This window comes from Marinobacter sp. L-80, from assembly GCF_056859395.1.
In genome coordinates this window covers 278,457-295,267 of the sequence record NZ_JBSXOI010000075.1, presented here as the reverse complement: position 1 = coordinate 295,267, position 16,811 = coordinate 278,457, and the positions used below count along the sequence as shown (strand labels likewise).

The 16,811-nt window shown below is 59.8% G+C and carries 18 protein-coding genes; 9 read left to right on the top strand and 9 right to left on the bottom strand.

The genetic code is table 11. From position 1 onward, the window contains the following. The first annotated feature begins 2 nt into the window (after window positions 1-2). From AC13E3_RS18450 to ribA, 3 genes are all read left to right on the top strand, one after another. Window positions 3-974 (top strand): Nudix family hydrolase, encoded by a 972-nt coding sequence (locus tag AC13E3_RS18450; RefSeq protein ID WP_482902331.1) that lies wholly within the window; start codon window positions 3-5, stop codon window positions 972-974. Window positions 975-1,061: 87 nt separating this feature from the next. Next, entirely contained in the window at window positions 1,062-1,544 is a 483-nt protein-coding gene (gene moaC, locus AC13E3_RS18445; protein WP_008176486.1) for a cyclic pyranopterin monophosphate synthase MoaC, read from the top strand. A gap of 134 nt (window positions 1,545-1,678) precedes the next feature. After that, window positions 1,679-2,293 carry a GTP cyclohydrolase II gene (gene ribA / locus AC13E3_RS18440; protein WP_008176485.1) on the top strand — a complete coding sequence of 205 codons (615 nt, stop codon included), beginning with the start codon at window positions 1,679-1,681 and terminating at the stop codon, window positions 2,291-2,293. A gap of 74 nt (window positions 2,294-2,367) precedes the next feature. Here ribA and dxs read toward each other — a convergent pair whose 3' ends face one another. From dxs to AC13E3_RS18420, 4 genes are all read right to left on the bottom strand, one after another. Further along, complete coding sequence (gene dxs / locus AC13E3_RS18435) at window positions 2,368-4,299, bottom strand: 1-deoxy-D-xylulose-5-phosphate synthase (protein ID WP_008176482.1); 1,932 nt, start codon at window positions 4,297-4,299, stop codon at window positions 2,368-2,370. A 133-nt stretch (window positions 4,300-4,432) separates the two neighbouring features. Continuing rightward, window positions 4,433-5,329 (bottom strand): polyprenyl synthetase family protein, encoded by an 897-nt coding sequence (locus AC13E3_RS18430; protein ID WP_008176481.1) that lies wholly within the window; start codon window positions 5,327-5,329, stop codon window positions 4,433-4,435. Further along, entirely contained in the window at window positions 5,329-5,583 is a 255-nt protein-coding gene (locus AC13E3_RS18425; protein ID WP_008176478.1) for an exodeoxyribonuclease VII small subunit, read from the bottom strand. The genes AC13E3_RS18430 and AC13E3_RS18425 overlap by 1 nt, the downstream gene beginning before the upstream one ends. 55 nt (window positions 5,584-5,638) lie before the next feature. Then, entirely contained in the window at window positions 5,639-6,412 is a 774-nt protein-coding gene (locus tag AC13E3_RS18420; protein ID WP_288367263.1) for an NRDE family protein, read from the bottom strand. An 89-nt stretch (window positions 6,413-6,501) separates the two neighbouring features. Here AC13E3_RS18420 and AC13E3_RS18415 point away from each other — a divergent pair, with 89 nt between their 5' ends. From AC13E3_RS18415 to AC13E3_RS18400, 4 genes are read left to right on the top strand one after another with little or no spacing between them, the layout of a single operon-like run. Beyond that, on the top strand, window positions 6,502-7,299 hold the full coding sequence (locus tag AC13E3_RS18415) for a sulfite exporter TauE/SafE family protein (RefSeq protein ID WP_273157754.1): 798 nt from the start codon (window positions 6,502-6,504) through the stop codon (window positions 7,297-7,299). Between the two features lie 10 nt (window positions 7,300-7,309). After that, window positions 7,310-8,098, top strand: coding sequence for a prolipoprotein diacylglyceryl transferase (gene lgt, locus AC13E3_RS18410; protein WP_008176473.1), 789 nt, complete (start codon window positions 7,310-7,312; stop codon window positions 8,096-8,098). After that, a complete protein-coding gene (locus AC13E3_RS18405; RefSeq protein WP_092030347.1) occupies window positions 8,095-8,934 on the top strand; it encodes a thymidylate synthase in 840 nt (279 codons plus the stop codon). Before lgt ends, AC13E3_RS18405 begins: the two co-directional genes overlap by 4 nt. A gap of 23 nt (window positions 8,935-8,957) precedes the next feature. Continuing rightward, entirely contained in the window at window positions 8,958-9,467 is a 510-nt protein-coding gene (locus AC13E3_RS18400) for a dihydrofolate reductase (protein WP_008176466.1), read from the top strand. Here the strand turns inward: AC13E3_RS18400 and AC13E3_RS18395 are convergent. The 4 genes from AC13E3_RS18395 to AC13E3_RS18380 form a co-directional block, all read right to left on the bottom strand. Beyond that, window positions 9,464-10,984: a DEAD/DEAH box helicase gene (locus tag AC13E3_RS18395; protein WP_008176464.1), complete on the bottom strand. Its 1,521-nt coding sequence runs from the start codon at window positions 10,982-10,984 to the stop codon at window positions 9,464-9,466. The genes AC13E3_RS18400 and AC13E3_RS18395 overlap by 4 nt on opposite strands. 253 nt (window positions 10,985-11,237) lie before the next feature. Further along, window positions 11,238-12,137 carry a haloalkane dehalogenase gene (locus tag AC13E3_RS18390; protein WP_008176462.1) on the bottom strand — a complete coding sequence of 300 codons (900 nt, stop codon included), beginning with the start codon at window positions 12,135-12,137 and terminating at the stop codon, window positions 11,238-11,240. 147 nt (window positions 12,138-12,284) lie between these two features. Continuing rightward, window positions 12,285-12,533 carry a hypothetical protein gene (locus tag AC13E3_RS18385; RefSeq protein WP_008176460.1) on the bottom strand — a complete coding sequence of 83 codons (249 nt, stop codon included), beginning with the start codon at window positions 12,531-12,533 and terminating at the stop codon, window positions 12,285-12,287. Window positions 12,534-12,608: 75 nt separating this feature from the next. Next, complete coding sequence (locus AC13E3_RS18380; RefSeq protein ID WP_008176458.1) at window positions 12,609-12,959, bottom strand: hypothetical protein; 351 nt, start codon at window positions 12,957-12,959, stop codon at window positions 12,609-12,611. A gap of 127 nt (window positions 12,960-13,086) precedes the next feature. Here AC13E3_RS18380 and AC13E3_RS18375 point away from each other — a divergent pair, with 127 nt between their 5' ends. Both AC13E3_RS18375 and AC13E3_RS18370 read left to right on the top strand, forming a co-directional pair. Beyond that, the gene (locus AC13E3_RS18375) at window positions 13,087-14,202 is read left to right on the top strand and encodes an AI-2E family transporter (protein ID WP_008176456.1); all 1,116 of its coding nucleotides are present in this window, start codon (window positions 13,087-13,089) and stop codon (window positions 14,200-14,202) included. A 122-nt stretch (window positions 14,203-14,324) separates the two neighbouring features. Further along, on the top strand, window positions 14,325-14,744 hold the full coding sequence (locus AC13E3_RS18370; protein ID WP_008176454.1) for a peptidoglycan-binding domain-containing protein: 420 nt from the start codon (window positions 14,325-14,327) through the stop codon (window positions 14,742-14,744). A gap of 73 nt (window positions 14,745-14,817) precedes the next feature. Here the strand turns inward: AC13E3_RS18370 and ilvD are convergent, their stop codons facing one another. After that, window positions 14,818-16,653 (bottom strand): dihydroxy-acid dehydratase, encoded by a 1,836-nt coding sequence (ilvD, locus tag AC13E3_RS18365; protein WP_008176452.1) that lies wholly within the window; start codon window positions 16,651-16,653, stop codon window positions 14,818-14,820. Between the last annotated feature and the right edge of the window lie 158 nt (window positions 16,654-16,811).

The window sequence follows — 16,811 nt, the reverse complement described above, 5'->3', positions numbered from 1 at the left end:
GCATGTCTGCCAGAGAGACGCCGGTCAAAGAGGTTCACGTTGCCGTGGCGGTCATCGTCCGTGATGGCCGTGTGCTGATCGCCCGACGGCCAGACCACGTTCACCAAGGGGGCTTACTGGAGTTTCCCGGTGGCAAGGTGGAGCCTGGCGAGACGGTTCAGGCGGCGCTTGTGCGCGAAATTGCCGAGGAAACCGGTCTTCACGTGCCGGCGGGTTCCCTGGAGCCTGTTATCGGTATTCGGCACGATTATGGCGACAAGCGGGTTTTCCTGGACGTCTGGGAAACCAGTTCTGCCGGGGGCGAAGCAAGGGGATGTGAGGGGCAGCCCGTGGAATGGCTGACCCCGGAGCAGCTTCGGGATGAGGATTTCCCCGCCGCCAACCGGCCGATCATTCGCGCTCTGCGTTTGCCCCGGCAGTTGGCAATCACCGGTTCCGAGAATGGCCTGGAGCCAACCCTTGCGCACCTTCAGGAGGGTCTGAGCGCCGCTCGACCACCGCTGGTACTGCTCCGGGCTCCGGCGTTGAGACCGCCGGCCTATCGGGAGTTGGCGGCGAACGCGTTGCCGGTTTGTGAAAAGACCGGAGCTACACTGATTGTGCACGGTGGACCGGAGGTATTCCGCGCCATACCCGGCGCCCATGGGCTGCACCTGCCCTGGCGCGAGGCGGCCAAGCTCTCGGCCAGACCGGTTCCGGAAGATGTCTGGCTGGGGGTTTCCTGCCATGACAGGCAGGAAATCGATCATGCGACGGCTATCGGAGCGGACTATGTGACCCTGGGGCCAGTCCAGCCGACCGAAAGCCATCCGGGTGCGCCGACCCTGGGATGGTCGGTCTTTGCCGACCTGGTGTCGGAAGCGGTGCTTCCGGTATTTGCCCTGGGCGGTTTGTCGCCCGGCGATCTCCGTGAGGCTCGCCAGCGGGGCGGTCAGGGCATCGCCGGTATCCGCTTCTGGTGGCCCCAAAGCTGACACTTGTCAGCGACGCCGTGGCCATGTCTGTTATGCTGTCGTTCCTGCATTTTTCACCATCTTGCACAACCGATTCCGGGAGAGACCGTGAGTAAACTGACCCATCTCGACGACAAGGGCGAAGCCCGCATGGTGGACGTGACCGACAAGGCGGCCACCGAACGCGAGGCCCGCGCTGAAGCTACCATCCGCATGGCGCCGGAAACCCTGAACATGATTATTGAGGGTGAGCATCCCAAAGGGGATGTCCTGGCTGTTGCCCGCATCGCCGGTATCATGGCCGCAAAGAAAACCCATGATCTGATTCCCTTGTGTCATGCGCTGAACCTGACGTCTGTAAAAGTTGAACTGACTCCGGGCGACGACGGGGCATCTGTACATATTCTGACCCGCTGCAAACTTTCCGGCCAGACCGGTGTCGAGATGGAGGCGTTAACCGCGGCAAGCGTGGCGGCACTGACGCTATACGACATGTGCAAGGCGGTCGATCGTGGCATGGAGATTGATTCCGTGCGTCTGCTGGAGAAGAAAGGCGGCCGCAGTGGCCACTGGGTCGCCGATAAAGCCTGATCTGGCGGACCGCCGCGCTCGTAAGTGTTGGTTACCAAGACCACTCCGGAGGAGCGACAGTGCCGAGACTACGCCAAGCGGGCGGGCCCGTGATAGAATGCGCGGCCCGATTGACTGAACCACGAGGAAACACTGTGGCTGTTCGTTACATCCAGACCTGCCGGTTGCCGACCCCGTTCGGGGTATTTGATATGCACGGCTTTGAAGAACCGGACACCGGAAAGGAACACGTCGCCCTGACTCTCGGCGACCTGGATAGCGACGAACCCATGCTGGCCCGCACGCATTCCGAATGTCTGACCGGCGACGCCCTCTATAGCATGCGGTGTGATTGCGGCTACCAGCTGGAAGAGGCGCTGCGCAGCATTGCCCGGGAAGGTCGGGGTATCCTCATGTATCTGCGTCAGGAGGGTCGGGGAATCGGCCTGTTGAACAAGATCCGCGCCTACCATCTGCAGGATCAGGGCGCGGATACGGTAGAGGCCAACGAGCGTCTGGGTTTCGCGGCCGATCTTCGTGACTACAGCATGTGCAAGGACATGCTGGAGCATCTCGGTATCAGGAGCCTGAGGCTGATGACCAATAATCCCCGCAAGGTCAAAGCGCTCTCCTCCTACGGCATCGACATTACGGAAAGGGTACCTCTGCACGTGGGCCGCAACCCCCACAATGAACACTACCTCGATACCAAGCAGAGCAAGCTCGGCCACTGGCTGGAGACCCATCAGGACGACGATCCCGAAATCTGAGCTGGGTTTGTCGCCACATACGAAAAAGCCCGCGAACTCCGCGGGCTTTTTGCATTCTCAGGTTTGTGTTCCGTCTATTTGACGGCTTTCAGGTTCTGGTGGCGCAGGGTCTCGATCCGCGTGCGGATAGACGATTCAATACCTGCGGCATCCAGACCACATTCTTCCAGCAGCTCCCCGTGCTTGCCGTGGTCCATAAAGGTATCGGGCAGGCCCAGTTGAAGTACCGGCAAGGTAACCAGGCGGCTGTTCAGGAATTCGGTCACGGCGCTGCCTGCACCACCGGCAATGGCGTTTTCTTCCAGGGTCACCAGCAGTTCATGCTGCTCGGCCAGCTCCAACACCAGTTCTTCATCCAGGGGTTTGACGAAACGCATGTCTGCGACCGTCGCGCCGATGGCTTCTGCAGCCTCCAGAGCAGGCGCCAGCAGGGTGCCAAAGTTGAGGATGGCAACACCTTTGCCGTTGCGAATCCGGCGGCCCTTGCCAATCTCAAGCGGCGTCAGTTCCTGCTGAATTTCGGCACCGGGGCCTGTGCCACGGGGGTAGCGCACCGATGCCGGTCCTTCGTAGAGCATGCCGGTCTGGAGCATCTGGCGGGTTTCATTTTCGTCCGACGGTGTCATCACCACCATGTTCGGCACGCAGCGCAGGTAGCTGATGTCGAAGGCGCCAGCGTGGGTCGGGCCGTCTTCACCGACCAGGCCTGCGCGATCAATCGCGAACAGCACATCCAGGTTCTGGATAGCGACATCGTGAATCAGTTGATCGTACGCCCGCTGCAGGAACGTCGAGTAGATGGCGACCACCGGCTTGGCGCCGTCACAGGCGAGCCCTGCTGCCAGCGTGACTGCGTGCTGTTCGGCGATGGCGACATCGAAGTAGCGTTCCGGGAAGCGCTGTGAGAATGCCAGCAGATCCGAGCCTTCACACATGGCCGGGGTGATGCCCACCACGCGCTGATCCTGTTCGGCGGAATCGCACAGCCACTGCCCGAAGACGTTGGCATATTTGGGCTTCTTCGGTTTCGACTTGACCGGTTCGGGTTTACTGGGTGGAACCGGCTCGATCTTGTTGATGGCGTGATAGCCGATCGGATCGGCTTCGGCCGGGGCAAAACCCTTGCCTTTGGTCGTCACCACATGCAGAAACTGCGGACCTTCAAGTTCGCGGATGTTCTCCAGGGTTTCAACCAGCAGGGGCAGGTCGTGGCCATCGATCGGGCCGATGTAGTTGAACCCCAGTTCCTCGAACAGTGTGCCAGGGGCAATCATGCCCTTGAAGTGTTCCTCGGTCTTCTTGGCCAGCGCCATCAGGTGTGGCGCTCCCTGCAGAACCTTCTTGCTGCTATCGCGAACCTGATTGTAGGTGCGACTGGACAGCAGTTTGGCAAAGTAGTTGGACAGCCCGCCAACGTTCCGGGAAATCGACATGTCATTGTCGTTGAGGATCACCAGCATGTCGGCGTGCAGGTGACCGGCGTGGTTCAGTGCCTCGAACGCCATGCCGGCGGTCATGGCGCCGTCACCAATAACGGCAATGCTCTTTCGACCGGTCTGCTGCAGGCGTGCTGCGATCGCCATGCCCAGCGCTGCGCTGATGGAAGTGCTGGAATGGCCGACGCCAAAGGTGTCGTACTCGCTTTCGGCCCGTTTCGGGAAGCCGGCCAGACCGCCTTTGCGGCGGATGCTTCCCATGGACTCTTTCCGTCCGGTCAGGATCTTGTGGGGGTAGGCCTGATGGCCGACGTCCCACACCAGGCGGTCGCTCGGCGTATCAAAGACGTAGTGAAGGGCGACAGTAAGCTCAAGCACGCCCAGGCCGGCCCCGAAATGACCGCCAGTCTGGCCCACTGACCATAACAGAAAGGCCCTGAGCTCCCGGGCCAGCCGGGTCAGCTGTTCCGGGGCCAGCTCTCTGAGCTGGGCCGGTTCGTCAATCCGGTCCAGAAGCGGCGTATTGGGCCGCTGTGACGGGATTTCCTTGAAAATATAAGTGTCCTGCATCTGCTCGGGTCTTTTCCGGTACGTTCAGTAACTGACTGGCATTATAAGGGAACAGGGGAAGCTGTTTCACACAAAGCGGGCCAGTTGTTACGAAAATATTTACGGCCAGTGTGCGCCTTCGGAGCGCCGGGATTCAATGGGTTCTTGCCACCACGTAATCGGCCATTGCCCGCAGGGGGTCTGCTTCGGGACCAAACGCCTGCAAACTTTGCTGGGCCTGTTCCAGCAGATTGGCCAGGTGCTCCCTGGCGCCTTCCAGGCCAAGCAGGGCGGGGTAGGTGGGTTTGGCGCGGGCGGCATCCGAGCCCTGGGGTTTGCCAATGACCGTTGTATCGCCCTCGATGTCCAGAAGGTCATCCTGAACCTGGAAGGCCAGGCCCAGGGCTTTGGCGTACTGGGTCAGGGAAGCCAGGGCCTGTTCGTCGACCGACGGCGCCGTCAGGGCGCCAATTCGCACGCTGGTTTCGATAAGGGCGCCAGTCTTGTGGCGGTGCATGGTTTCAAGTTGCGCCAGGGCCAGGGTTTTGCCGACGGACTCCAGATCGATGGCCTGGCCACCAACCATTCCTCCGTGGCCACTGGCCCGGGCCAGTTCCCGGACCATGATCAGACGCACCGATTCAGGCAGTCCCGGCGCTTCGGCAAGCCAGCCAAAAGCCAGTGCCTGCAGGGCATCGCCAGCAAGGATGGCGGTGGCTTCGTCGAAGGCAATGTGCGTAGTAGGCCGTCCGCGGCGCAATTCATCGTCATCCATGGCCGGCAGGTCATCGTGGATCAGCGAGTAGGCGTGGATCAGTTCCACTGAGCAGGCCGGGATCAGGGCCTCGTCACCGGTCTGTCCCATTGCCTTTGCCGCTGCAAGACACAGTGCCGGGCGGATTCGCTTGCCACCGCCCAGCACGCTGTAGCGCATGGCTTCCTGCAGCCGGCCAGAGGCGGAATCACGGGTAATGCACCGATCCAGTTCCGCATCGACGCGGGCCCGGCAGGTTTCCAGAAAATCAGAGGCAAGCAGGTTCTTTCCGGACATCAGTCAGCATCATCCGGTGAGAACGGGCGGGTTTCCAGGGTGCCGTCGCTGTTCTGGACCAGTTGTTCGACCCGTTGCTCGGCGCTCTTCAACGCCTGCTGGCATTCCCGGGTCAGCTTTACACCCCGCTCGAACGCCGTCAGGGACTGTTCCAGGGACAGCTCGCCCTGCTCCAGATCGCGAACCAGCTTTTCCAGTTCATCAAGAGACTTCTCAAAATCAGCTATCGATGTGGCGCCTTGTTCACCGGCCATCAGAGGCCCTCCGATCGGGTGGCAGAATTTCGCGGATTATACCAGAGCCAGATCGCTATCGCCGCCAGTGGAAGTGACGTCGTTCACCGGTCCGGGCATCCGGACCCCAGTTCTGTTCCGTCACCTCGATTTCACCGCTGGCTGAAACGGTCACCACGGTGGTTGCCCGGGTGCCGTAATCTGAGCCGACGATAAAGGGCGACGACAGGAAGCGCTCGGTCTCCAGCCCAACGCCGGTGTCAGGCAGCAGGTGGTCCGGTGCCGGCGTGCTGTCCTGAAGCAGAGGAATCAATTCGTTGTGCAGCTTTTCTGCGTGGCGGCCGGCAGCGGCAACGGTGTCCCCTGCGGCCTGTCGGAGGCGCAGAAGTTTGGGCCAGGGTGTCTGCAGAAGGTGATTGCTCAGGCCGTAGACCCCGCGGTGGATCCGCCGGCCGGGGTGGGCATCCCGGTTACTGAAATACCAGCCGTCTCCCGTGGTCAGGTGAACGAGGTTGAAGCCGGAAAACTGATCGGCTTCATCAAGTAGATAGCCCTCAAGCCTATCCCGGGAATCGGTGAGGGCCCGCAAGGGCAGTTCGCCCCGGCTGATTCGACCGGTCTCCGGTGTGCCTTCCCGTACATTGGTCACGGCACTGACCTCGCCATCGGCATTGACTGCAAGCCAGGTGCCCCCGGAAAGCAGATCACGGCCGGCAAGCACGCGGGTGCCGGATTCTGTGGTCCACCAGTCCATGGCGGCTGTTGGGCGACGGAAGAATTCATCCCGGTTGGCGGCAACAACCAGCGGGAAATGAGGGTTCTGGCCAAGGGCGAAAGCGATCAGGCACATGGTTTAGGAGTAGGCTCCCGGATTTAATGAAGTTGACTCTTGCGCTGTGTATCATACCAGCCTTGGTTTTCCCGGGTGCGTCTCAAACTATGACCCTTTTCTATGTAATAGCATCTTATCTGGCCCTTGGCGCCCTGGCGGGCACCGTCGCGGGCCTGTTTGGCATTGGCGGCGGGCTGATCATCGTGCCTGTGCTGATGTTCAGCTTTGGTCTGCAGGGAATCAATCCGGACATTATTCCCCATCTGGCGGTTGGCACCTCGCTGGCGACCATTGTCTTTACCTCGGTCAGCTCCATTCGCTCCCACAACAAGCACGGTGCCGTGCGCTGGGATCTGTTCCGGCCCATGACCGCGGGGATTGTGGCCGGTGCCCTGGTTGGCGCCTGGACCGCGTCCCTGATGAGCGGGCGAGCGCTGGAACTGCTGATCGGTATTTTCGTGATTCTGGTGGGCCTGAAGATGTTTTACCAGGTCGACCCCAAGCCCGGTCGTGATGTTCCCGGCGTCGCAGGGCTGGGCGTTGCCGGGGGCGGTATCGGCTGGGCGTCGGCGATTTTCGGAATCGGCGGTGGAACTCTGACGGTTCCCTATCTGAGCTGGTGCAACGTGCGGATGCAGCAGGCGGTGGGCACATCGGCTGCCTGCGGCCTGCCTATCGCCATTGCCGGTGCTCTGGGTAACATCTGGACAGGGTGGGACAATCCCGCACTGCCGGAACCGAGCGCCGGCTTCATTTATCTGCCGGCCCTGATCGGTATTATTCTCACCAGCGTTTTCTTTGCCCGGGTGGGCGCCAATCTGGCACATCGGCTGAACCCCCGGATTCTCAAGCGTACTTTCTCCATCATGCTCCTGCTGGTGGGGCTCCGTTTTCTCCTGAGCTGAGAGGTAGTATATGCTGCAGCATCCCCAGATTGATCCGGTGGCCATTGCCATCGGCCCCCTCAAGATCCACTGGTACGGTCTGACTTATCTGTTCGGTTTTCTAGCCGGCTGGTGGCTTGGACGCATTCGCACCCGCAAGCCCTGGTCGCCGATCAACGAAGAGCAGATGGGCGACCTTCTGTTTTACCTGGCCCTGGGGGTCATCCTGGGCGGCCGCTTCGGCTATGTCCTGTTCTACAACTTTGACGCCTTCCTGGCGGACCCGCTCTGGCTGCTGCGGGTCTGGGAAGGGGGCATGTCTTTCCACGGCGGTTTGCTGGGCGTGATGTTTGCCATGTGGTGGTATGGCCGCAAGGTGGGCAGCGGATTCTGGCGCCTGGCCGACTTTGTGGCGCCGTTGGTGCCCCTTGGACTCGGCGCAGGGCGGATCGGCAACTTTATTAACGGCGAGTTGTGGGGCAAGCCCACTGACGTTGCCTGGGGTATGGTGTTTCGAACGGCTCCGGATTCTCTCGCCCGTCATCCCTCCCAGCTTTACCAGTTTGCCCTGGAAGGCGTTGCCCTGTTCGTGATCCTGTGGTGGTTCTCATCCCGGCAGCGCCCGACCATGGCGGTTTCCGGTCTGTTCCTCATTTGCTACGGCGTGTTCCGCTTCCTGGTGGAATTCGTGCGTCAGCCGGATCCGCAGCTGGGCTATCTTGCCTTTGACTGGCTTACCATGGGGCAGGTACTGTCCTTCCCGATGATCGTTGCCGGCGCCGCCCTGATGTTTATTGCCTACCGGAGACAAGCCCGATGAAAGCCTATCTCGACCTTATGCAAGACGTTGTTGATAACGGATTCGACAAGGGAGACCGCACCGGTGTCGGCACCCGGTCGGTGTTTGGCCGTCAGATTCGCTTCAACCTCCAGGAGGGCTTTCCGCTGGTCACTACCAAGAAAGTCCACCTGCGCAGCATCATTTACGAACTGCTCTGGTTCCTGCGGGGCTCCACCGACAACTCCTGGCTGCAGGAACGGAAGGTCTCGATCTGGAACGAGTGGGCATTGGAGAATGGTGACCTTGGGCCTATCTATGGCAAACAGTGGCGAAGCTGGCAGTGCCCCAATGGCGAGGTGGTTGACCAGATCAGCGAAGTGATCGAGCAGATTCGCACCAAACCGAATTCCCGCCGGCTGATCGTGTCCGCCTGGAACCCCGCTGAGCTTCCGGATGAGTCCATCGGTCCCCAGGATAACGTTCGCGAGGGTCGCATGGCGCTGGCACCCTGTCACTGCCTTTTCCAGTTCTACGTGGCCGACGGCAAGCTCTCCTGCCAGCTTTACCAGCGAAGCGCCGATCTGTTCCTGGGCGTACCTTTTAATATTGCCTCGTACGCCTTGCTGACGCACATGATTGCCCAGCAGTGTGATCTGGATGTCGGTGAGTTTGTGCATACCTTCGGCGACTGCCATCTGTACCAGAACCACCTGACCGACGACATCGTCTTCGAGCAGCTGAAACGCGAGCCCCGGGCCCTGCCTAAACTCGTGATCAAGCGCAAGCCCGCGAGCATCTTCGAATACGAGCTGGAAGATTTCGAGTTTGAGGGTTATGACCCCTATCCGGGCATCAAGGCGCCGATTGCCATTTGACCGAACCCCGAAGAGACGAGTACATGAGAAAAGCCCTGATCGTTGCCATGTCCCGTAACCGGGTTATTGGCCGTAACAACAAACTGCCCTGGTATCTTCCGGGTGACCTTCGTTATTTCAAGCAGGCTACCATGGGCAAGCCCATTATCATGGGCAGGAAGACCTGGGACTCCATTGGGCGGCCATTGCCGGGACGGATGAACGTGGTGATCTCGCGCAATGAAGAGTGGGAAGCGCCAACCGGAACAGTGGCTGCGAAGTCTTTGCCCGAAGCGCTGGTGAAGGCCGAGGCGCAGGCGGAGCTGGAAGGTGGTGACGAAGTGATGATTATCGGTGGCGGGCAGATCTACGCCGAGGCATTGCCGATGGTTGATCGGATGTACATCACCCAGGTGCACGCTGAGGTGGACGGCGATGCGTTTTTTCCGGAAGTAAACTGGGATGAGTGGGAAGAAATCGGACGGGAGGATTTCTCCGCGTCCGATAACAACCCTTACGACTACAGTTTCGTGGTCTATCAGCGTCAGGCTTAAGCCTGACGAGGCGGGCGCTTGCCTGCGGGCTTGCCGCCCTTGCCGGGCGGTTTGCCTCGACCACCGGGGCCGCCACGACCCTTCGGGCCACCTTTCTTGAAACCGCCTTTCGGGCCCTTGCGATTCTCGCCCGGACGACCGCCGCCACCTTTACGATCACGGCGGGGAGGTGTTGCCGACACGGTTGGCAAGGCCTCTGGCTGCTCGAGGGGCAGGGAGCCTGGCTGGGCTGCTTCCATCCAGCAGGCGAGGGCGCCGGCTACCATGGCCATGTCCATGTCATTGCGCTCGGCGATTTCGTCCAGCAGCGACATCGCCTTTGCCAACTTCTTGTCTTCCGCAAAGCCCAGCAGTTGGGACTCGAACTGCTGCTCCCTCATTTTCTTGAGCTCAACGGGAGACGGCAACTCGTAAGCTTCCATCGGCGAGTTTGTTGCGCGTTCAAGCGTTCGCAGCCAACTGCGCTCGCGGGGTGTTACCAGCAGGATCGCCTTGCCTTCGCGACCGGCACGACCAGTACGACCAACCCGATGGATGTACGCTTCAGTGTCGTAGGGAACGTCGTAGTTGATGACGTGTGTGATACGGGACACGTCCAGACCGCGTGCTGCCACGTCGGTGGCAATGATAATGTCTTTCTTTCCGCGCTTCAGGTCTTCAACCGTTTGTTCACGCTGGCGTTGGTTCAGGTCACCGCTCAGGGGCGCGACCGCGTGGCCCCGGGCAGAAAGCTTTTCGGCCAGCATGGTGGTTTCCGCTTTGGTGCGCACAAAAATTATGGCGGCATCAATCGGCTCAACTTCCAGAATGCGGGTCAGGGCATCCAGCTTGCGCTCAGCATAGACCGGCAGAACGAACTGGGAGATACGCTCGACCGTGCGGGTTTCGCTTTCAATGCGAACTTCTGTGGCGTTGCGCAGGTAGGTCTGGGCCACTTTCTTGATCTGCGGCGGCATGGTGGCCGAGAACAATGCCCGTTGGCAGTTCTCCGGGGTCTTCGCCAGGATCGCTTCCACGTCGTCGATAAAGCCCATGCGCAGCATTTCGTCGGCTTCATCAAGAACCAGCGCTTTCAGGCTGTCCAGCTTCAGGGTACCTTTGCGCAGGTGGTCGAGCATCCGGCCCGGTGTGCCCACGATCACCTGGGCACCGCGACGCAGGCCCTTGATCTGGGGATAAAAGTCCTGGCCACCGTAAATGGGCAGAACGTGGAAATTCCGGAACTTGCTGGCGTAGGTGGTAAAGGCTTCCGCCACCTGGATGGCCAGCTCCCGTGTGGGTGCCAAAACCAGAATCTGGGGATCGGTGACGGAGGCGTCTATCCGGCTCAGCAGGGGCAGTGCAAACGCTGCGGTTTTACCGGTACCGGTCTGGGCAACGCCCAGCAGATGGTTGCCGGCAAGCAGCGCAGGGATGGACTGGGCCTGGATAGGAGACGGGGTTTCATAGCCAACGGCGGACACAGCTTCAAGTACGGCTGGATCAAGCCCCAGTTCGGCAAAGGACAATTCAGACATTGATTCACTCGGAATTCGGGAGGTAAAGCATTGCCGGGCAATGCATGATGTGCGCACATTATAGCGGTTTTGTTGTTGCTTTAATACGCAAAACCCCGGCGGGGCTATAGGTAGTTGCCGGGGACAGGTCATTGTGTTGCCGTCCGATGCCGGGGAATCTTTGTCATGAGTCCTGTAGGCAGCTAACCGCTGCTCGGGCTCGGCACTCTGCGCCGCCAGACGGTAACCGTGTTCGGCCAGGAAAAATGGCGGCTCAGGCCGCCATTTCCGATTTCAGGGCATCGATGATGATACGGGCGAAATCTTCCGGTGAATCTTCCTGCAGGAAATGTCCGCCCCGAAGCGTGATGTGAGGCTGGCCGTGGGCACCGGGAATCCGGCGCTGCATGTGCCTGTCGCCGCCCCGGGTAATCGGGTCGCCACTGCTGAAGCAGGTGATGAAGGGCTTCTTCCACTTCTCCAGGACCTGCCAGGCCGCCTTGTTGGCGTCGCTGTCCGGTGTATCCGGTTCCGTCGGAACCAGTTTTGGAAACGCCCTGGCTCCGGCCTTGAACTCTGCTGACGGGAATGGGGCTTCGTAAGCGGCAATTTCAGCTTTGCTCAGGGTGCGATCGGTGCCCAGTTGCACGATACGACCGACCGGGAACCAGGGGCTGTGGGTGGCAAATGCCTTCCACATGGAAAATACCGCTGGAACAGGCGTTTCGCCGGTCGGCAGCATGCCGTTTCCGACGATGATTCGGCTGAATCGCTGACGGTGTTCCGCGGCCAGTCGCAGGCCCAGCAACGATCCCCAGTTCTGGCACACAAGGGTGATATTGGTCAGGTTGAGCTGTTCAAGCCAACTGGCCAGCCACGTGAGATGGCGGCCGTAACTGTAGTCTGTAACCGACGCCGGCTTGTCGGATTTGCCGAAGCCGATCAGATCCGGGGCCAACACCCGGTGACCGGCCTCGGCCACCAGAGGGATCATGTGCCGGTACAGGTAGGACCAGGATGGTTCGCCGTGGAGCATGAGAACCGGCGAGGCGTTTCTAGGGCCTTCGTCAACGTAGTGCATCCGGAGACCCGGTTCTACGTCAAGATGGTTTGGAGCAAAGGGGTAATCCGGAAGACCTGCGAAGCGGGCTTCATCGGTTCTCAGAATACGCATGCCATCGACTGTCCTGACTGATTGGTTGCGTGATTGCCGGGCGGCATCCGGTGCTCATAGTGCCCTACTACAATCGTCGAAGATCAGGATAAAGCAGATGGAAATTTTGTGTGTTTGAGTTGCGTAACAGAGCGTTGTGGCTTTGAATCAGGACGCAATGCCAAACAGGCGTTCGGGGTTGTCAACGCGGGCCAGAGCGTCATCGCAACAATTGACGGCGCCGCAATCGTCGGCTGAGCAAAGGCCAATGGTCTGGCACTCCATGTTCTGGTGCTGGTCGCCCTCATTCCGGAAAATCCGGGCCCTGGAGAGAATCGAGTGGCAGTGGCCACAAAGGAGTGTGGGAACCGCGCTGCCTTCAGCAAGAAGTGCTGTGTATTGATGTTGTTCAGTCATAAATATCCTCCTGATACTGCCCAACATATGGGCCAAGTATGACATTTCAAAGTCGGGATGCCGGTGTTATACGGCTTAACTGTCAGGATCGACCAGTGGCCGACGGTTGGAGCGCTTGTCATCCCAGTCAAGTTCCTTGGGGTCATACCAGCCGATTGCCCCCAGCACTCTCTCCCGAGTCTGTGGCGACAGGGTAGGCCACAGCTCCTGGAAGTCCTCGAGGCCGAGCTCCCTCTGCTTCATCTGCTTGCTCTGGAGCCGGTTGATAATGCGTGGTAGCTGCAGGGCCTCGCCTAGCTGACCCGGCACCATGACTTCCTGACCCATCACTTTGCGCCGGTGCGTTCGGGCGGCCAGAACCTTGCGCAACTCGGTGGCCGCATCCAGGGCTGTTTCGATGGTGAAGGTTTCCAGTTCCAACAACATGACCTGTCTATTAGTTGATCAACAACCGTCCACTATAACCCGAAGACAGCTACAGTGGCCACGCCAGCGTGGTAGGGTAGAATGACTCGTTATATCGCAGAACCAACATCAGGGAACCGCATAATCTATGTACGCAAAACTTGAAACACGGACTTTTCTGGCGTTGCTGGTCGGCGTTTCCCTTGCCTTTGTTTTTCTTATGAAGCCCTTTTTCGGGCCCATATTCTGGGCGGTCGCCATCGCCCTGATTTTCCACCCGGTGCAGCAACTGCTGGAGCGGAAACTCGGGGACAGGCCCAATGTAAATGCACTGATTACCCTGTGTATCTGCATGTTCATCGTGGTTATCCCGGTTCTGGTACTGGTGACCTCATTGGTTGCCGAGGGCGTCGCGCTTTATCAGCAGATCCAGAGTGGTGAAATACGCCCCGGGGAATACATAGATCGGGTCAACCAGTCGTTCCCCGCCATCCAGGCCTTCCTAGCACAGTTTGATATCAGCTTTGCCGAGCTGAGGGACCGAGCCGTGAGTATCTTTGTCGGAGGAAGCCAGTTCCTGGGCAGGCAGGCGCTGGGCGTGGGCCAGAATACCTTCCAGTTTTTTCTGGGCCTGGCCTTGATGGTGTATCTGGCGTTCTTTCTGCTTCGGGATGGCCGTGCGCTGGTCGAGCTGATGATTCGGGCTCTGCCGCTGGGCGATGAGCGGGAGCGGTTGCTGTTTGCCAAGTTTGCGGAGGTGACCCGCGCGACCGTCAAGGGCAACCTGCTGATTGCCATCATCCAGGGGGCTCTGGGCGGGCTGATTTTCTGGATCCTGGGCATCAGCGGTGCGTTGCTCTGGGGTGTGGTTATGGCGATCGTATCGCTGTTGCCGGCTGTGGGTGCGGCGTTGGTCTGGGTGCCGGCAGCCATCTACCTGGCGGCCGTGGGCGATGTTGTCGAAGCGGTGGTGCTGACAGCCTTTGGCGTGGTGGTCATCGGGTTGGCAGACAACCTGCTGCGCCCGGTACTGGTTGGTCGTGATACCAAACTGCCGGACTACATTGTTCTGTTGTCGACCCTTGGGGGCATTGTCATGTTCGGCATCAACGGATTCGTAATGGGACCGCTGGTAGCTGCACTGTTTATGGCGTTCTGGGGCATTTTCATCCGCGAATTCAGCGAAGAAGCCCACCGCCCAGCCGCTTCTGCGGACGAAGAGACCCCTGCGCAGAGCAAGAAAACGGGACATGATGTCCCGTAAGGCGACATGCGACAAAAGTATGGTAGTCTTTTAACCGTTTGCCCCAGCCTGTGGAGATAGGCACCACACAACAAGAAAGAAACGGATATCGATGAGATATCAGGAGTTAGCAGGTGAGTACCATGAGAAACGCAACAACCCGATTGGGACGCCTGGCCGCAGCGGCCGGATTGGCGGTCACACTGGGCTTTGCCCCTGCAGCCTTCGCGGATGAGATCGTTGCACTCAAGAACGCGCTCTACGGAGCAGGATACGACATTACCAATGTCAGCCCGCAGATGGATGACTCAACCCGGTCCGCGCTAACCCGGTTCCAGCAGGATAATGGTCTTCAGGCCACGGGAAATCTGGACGATCCGACCAAGGAAGCCTTGGGTATGATATCGGTTCAGGTTGCCGCTTCGGCACCGTCACAGTCCGCCGCAGCCAGCAGCGCGCCGGCTCAGGAGTCGGCTTCTTCCGCGGCAGAAACCTCGGCCCCGGAGCCTGAGCAGGATGACGCCATTGAAGAAGAGGAAGATGGCGGCTGGTCGCTCTGGTAATCGGAGTTTCCTGAACAAAAAAGCCCGGCGAGATGTCCCGCCGGGCTTTTTTGTTGGTTCAGGATCTCAGTGCTCAGTCGAGCTTTTCGAGATCCCTAACGGCGCCCTTATCGGCGCTCGTGGCCAGTAGCGCATAGGCTTTCAGGGCTGCAGACACCTTGCGGTCCCGTGGCAGTTCCGGTTTCCAGCCCTTGGCGTCCCTGGCTTCCCGGCGACGATCCAGTTCGGGCTGATCCAGCTCCACGTTGATGCTCCGGTTCGGAATGTCGATGCGGATTGTGTCGCCATTTTCGATCAGGCCAATGGCTCCGCCGGCGGCCGCTTCCGGCGACGCGTGGCCGATGGACAGGCCGGAAGTGCCGCCAGAGAAACGTCCGTCCGTCAGTAGCGCGCAGTCTTTGCCGAGTCCCTTGGATTTCAGGTAGCTGGTCGGATACAGCATTTCCTGCATGCCCGGTCCGCCACGGGGCCCTTCGTAACGGATGATGACAACCTCGCCCGGCTTGACCTCGTCGGAGAGAATTCCGGCAACGGCGGAATCCTGGCTCTCGAATACCCTTGCCTTGCCTTCGAACACGAAGATGCTCTCGTCTACGCCCGCAGTCTTGACCACGCAGCCGTCAAGGGCAATATTGCCATAGAGTACGGCCAGGCCGCCTTCGGAACTGTAGGCGTTCTCAACCGAGCGGATGCAGCCGGTTTCCCGGTCACCGTCCAGGGTTGGCCAGCGGGTGCTCTGGGAGAAGGCGGTCTGCGTGGGAATGCCGGCAGGGCCGGCCTTGTAGAACTCGACCACTTCGGTGGGCGGCGACCTCATGATATCCCAGGTCTCGAGCGCTTCTCGCATGGTCTTGCTGTGCACGGTGGGAAGGTCGGTGTTGATCAGGCCGCCCCGTTCCAGCTCGCCGAGAATGCCCATGATACCGCCGGCCCGGTGCACATCTTCCATGTGATATTTGGGTGAGTTCGGAGCCACTTTGCAAAGTTGCGGTACACGACGTGACAGTTGGTCGATCTCGTTCAGGGTGAACGGGACACCGCCTTCCTGGGCTGCCGCCAGCAAATGGAGGATGGTGTTGGTTGAGCCGCCCATGGCGATGTCCATGACCATGGCGTTTTCGAAAGCCGCCATTGAAGCAATGCTCAACGGCAGTACGCTGGCGTCATCCTCCTCGTAATAGCGCCGCGCATTCTCCACAATCTGTCGACCGGCTTTGAGGAACAGCTGCTCCCGGTCGGCGTGCGTTGCCAGGAGCGAACCGTTGCCCGGCAGCGCCAGACCGATGGCCTCGGTGAGGCAGTTCATGGAGTTGGCGGTGAACATGCCGGAACAGGAGCCACAGGTCGGACAGGCGCTGCGCTCATACTCTTCCACCTGTTCGTCGGAGGCGTTGGGATCTGCAGCAATGACCATGGCGTCCACCAGGTCGAGCTTGTGCTCCGACAGTTTGGTCTTGCCTGCTTCCATGGGGCCGCCAGAGACGAAGATCGTGGGGATGTTGAGGCGCATGGCAGCCATCAGCATGCCCGGGGTGATCTTGTCGCAGTTGGAAATACACACAAGCGCATCGGCACAGTGGGCATTGACCATGTACTCTACGGAGTCGGCGATGATCTCCCGGGATGGCAGGGAGTAAAGCATGCCGTCATGGCCCATGGCGATGCCATCATCGACCGCGATGGTGTTGAATTCCTTGGCAACACCGCCGGCGGACTCGATTTCGCGGCACACCAGTTGCCCGAGGTCCTTAAGGTGCACGTGGCCGGGCACGAACTGGGTGAAAGAGTTGGCAACCGCGATGATCGGTTTGCCGAAGTCGCCGTCTTTCATGCCGGTGGCGCGCCAGAGGGCACGGGCGCCGGCCATGTTGCGGCCTGCGGTGGATGTCCGCGAACGATACTGGGGCATGGGGTTCTTTTCTCTCTGTTGTTACCTGATGACGTTGATCAAAAAAACAGAGGATACCAGATTAGACTCCAGGCGCATGGTTGTTTTCAGAGCCTCTGTTTACAATAGTTAACACAGTTGCCAACTTATTTTCCGGTTTGATCCGACAAGGAGTATGC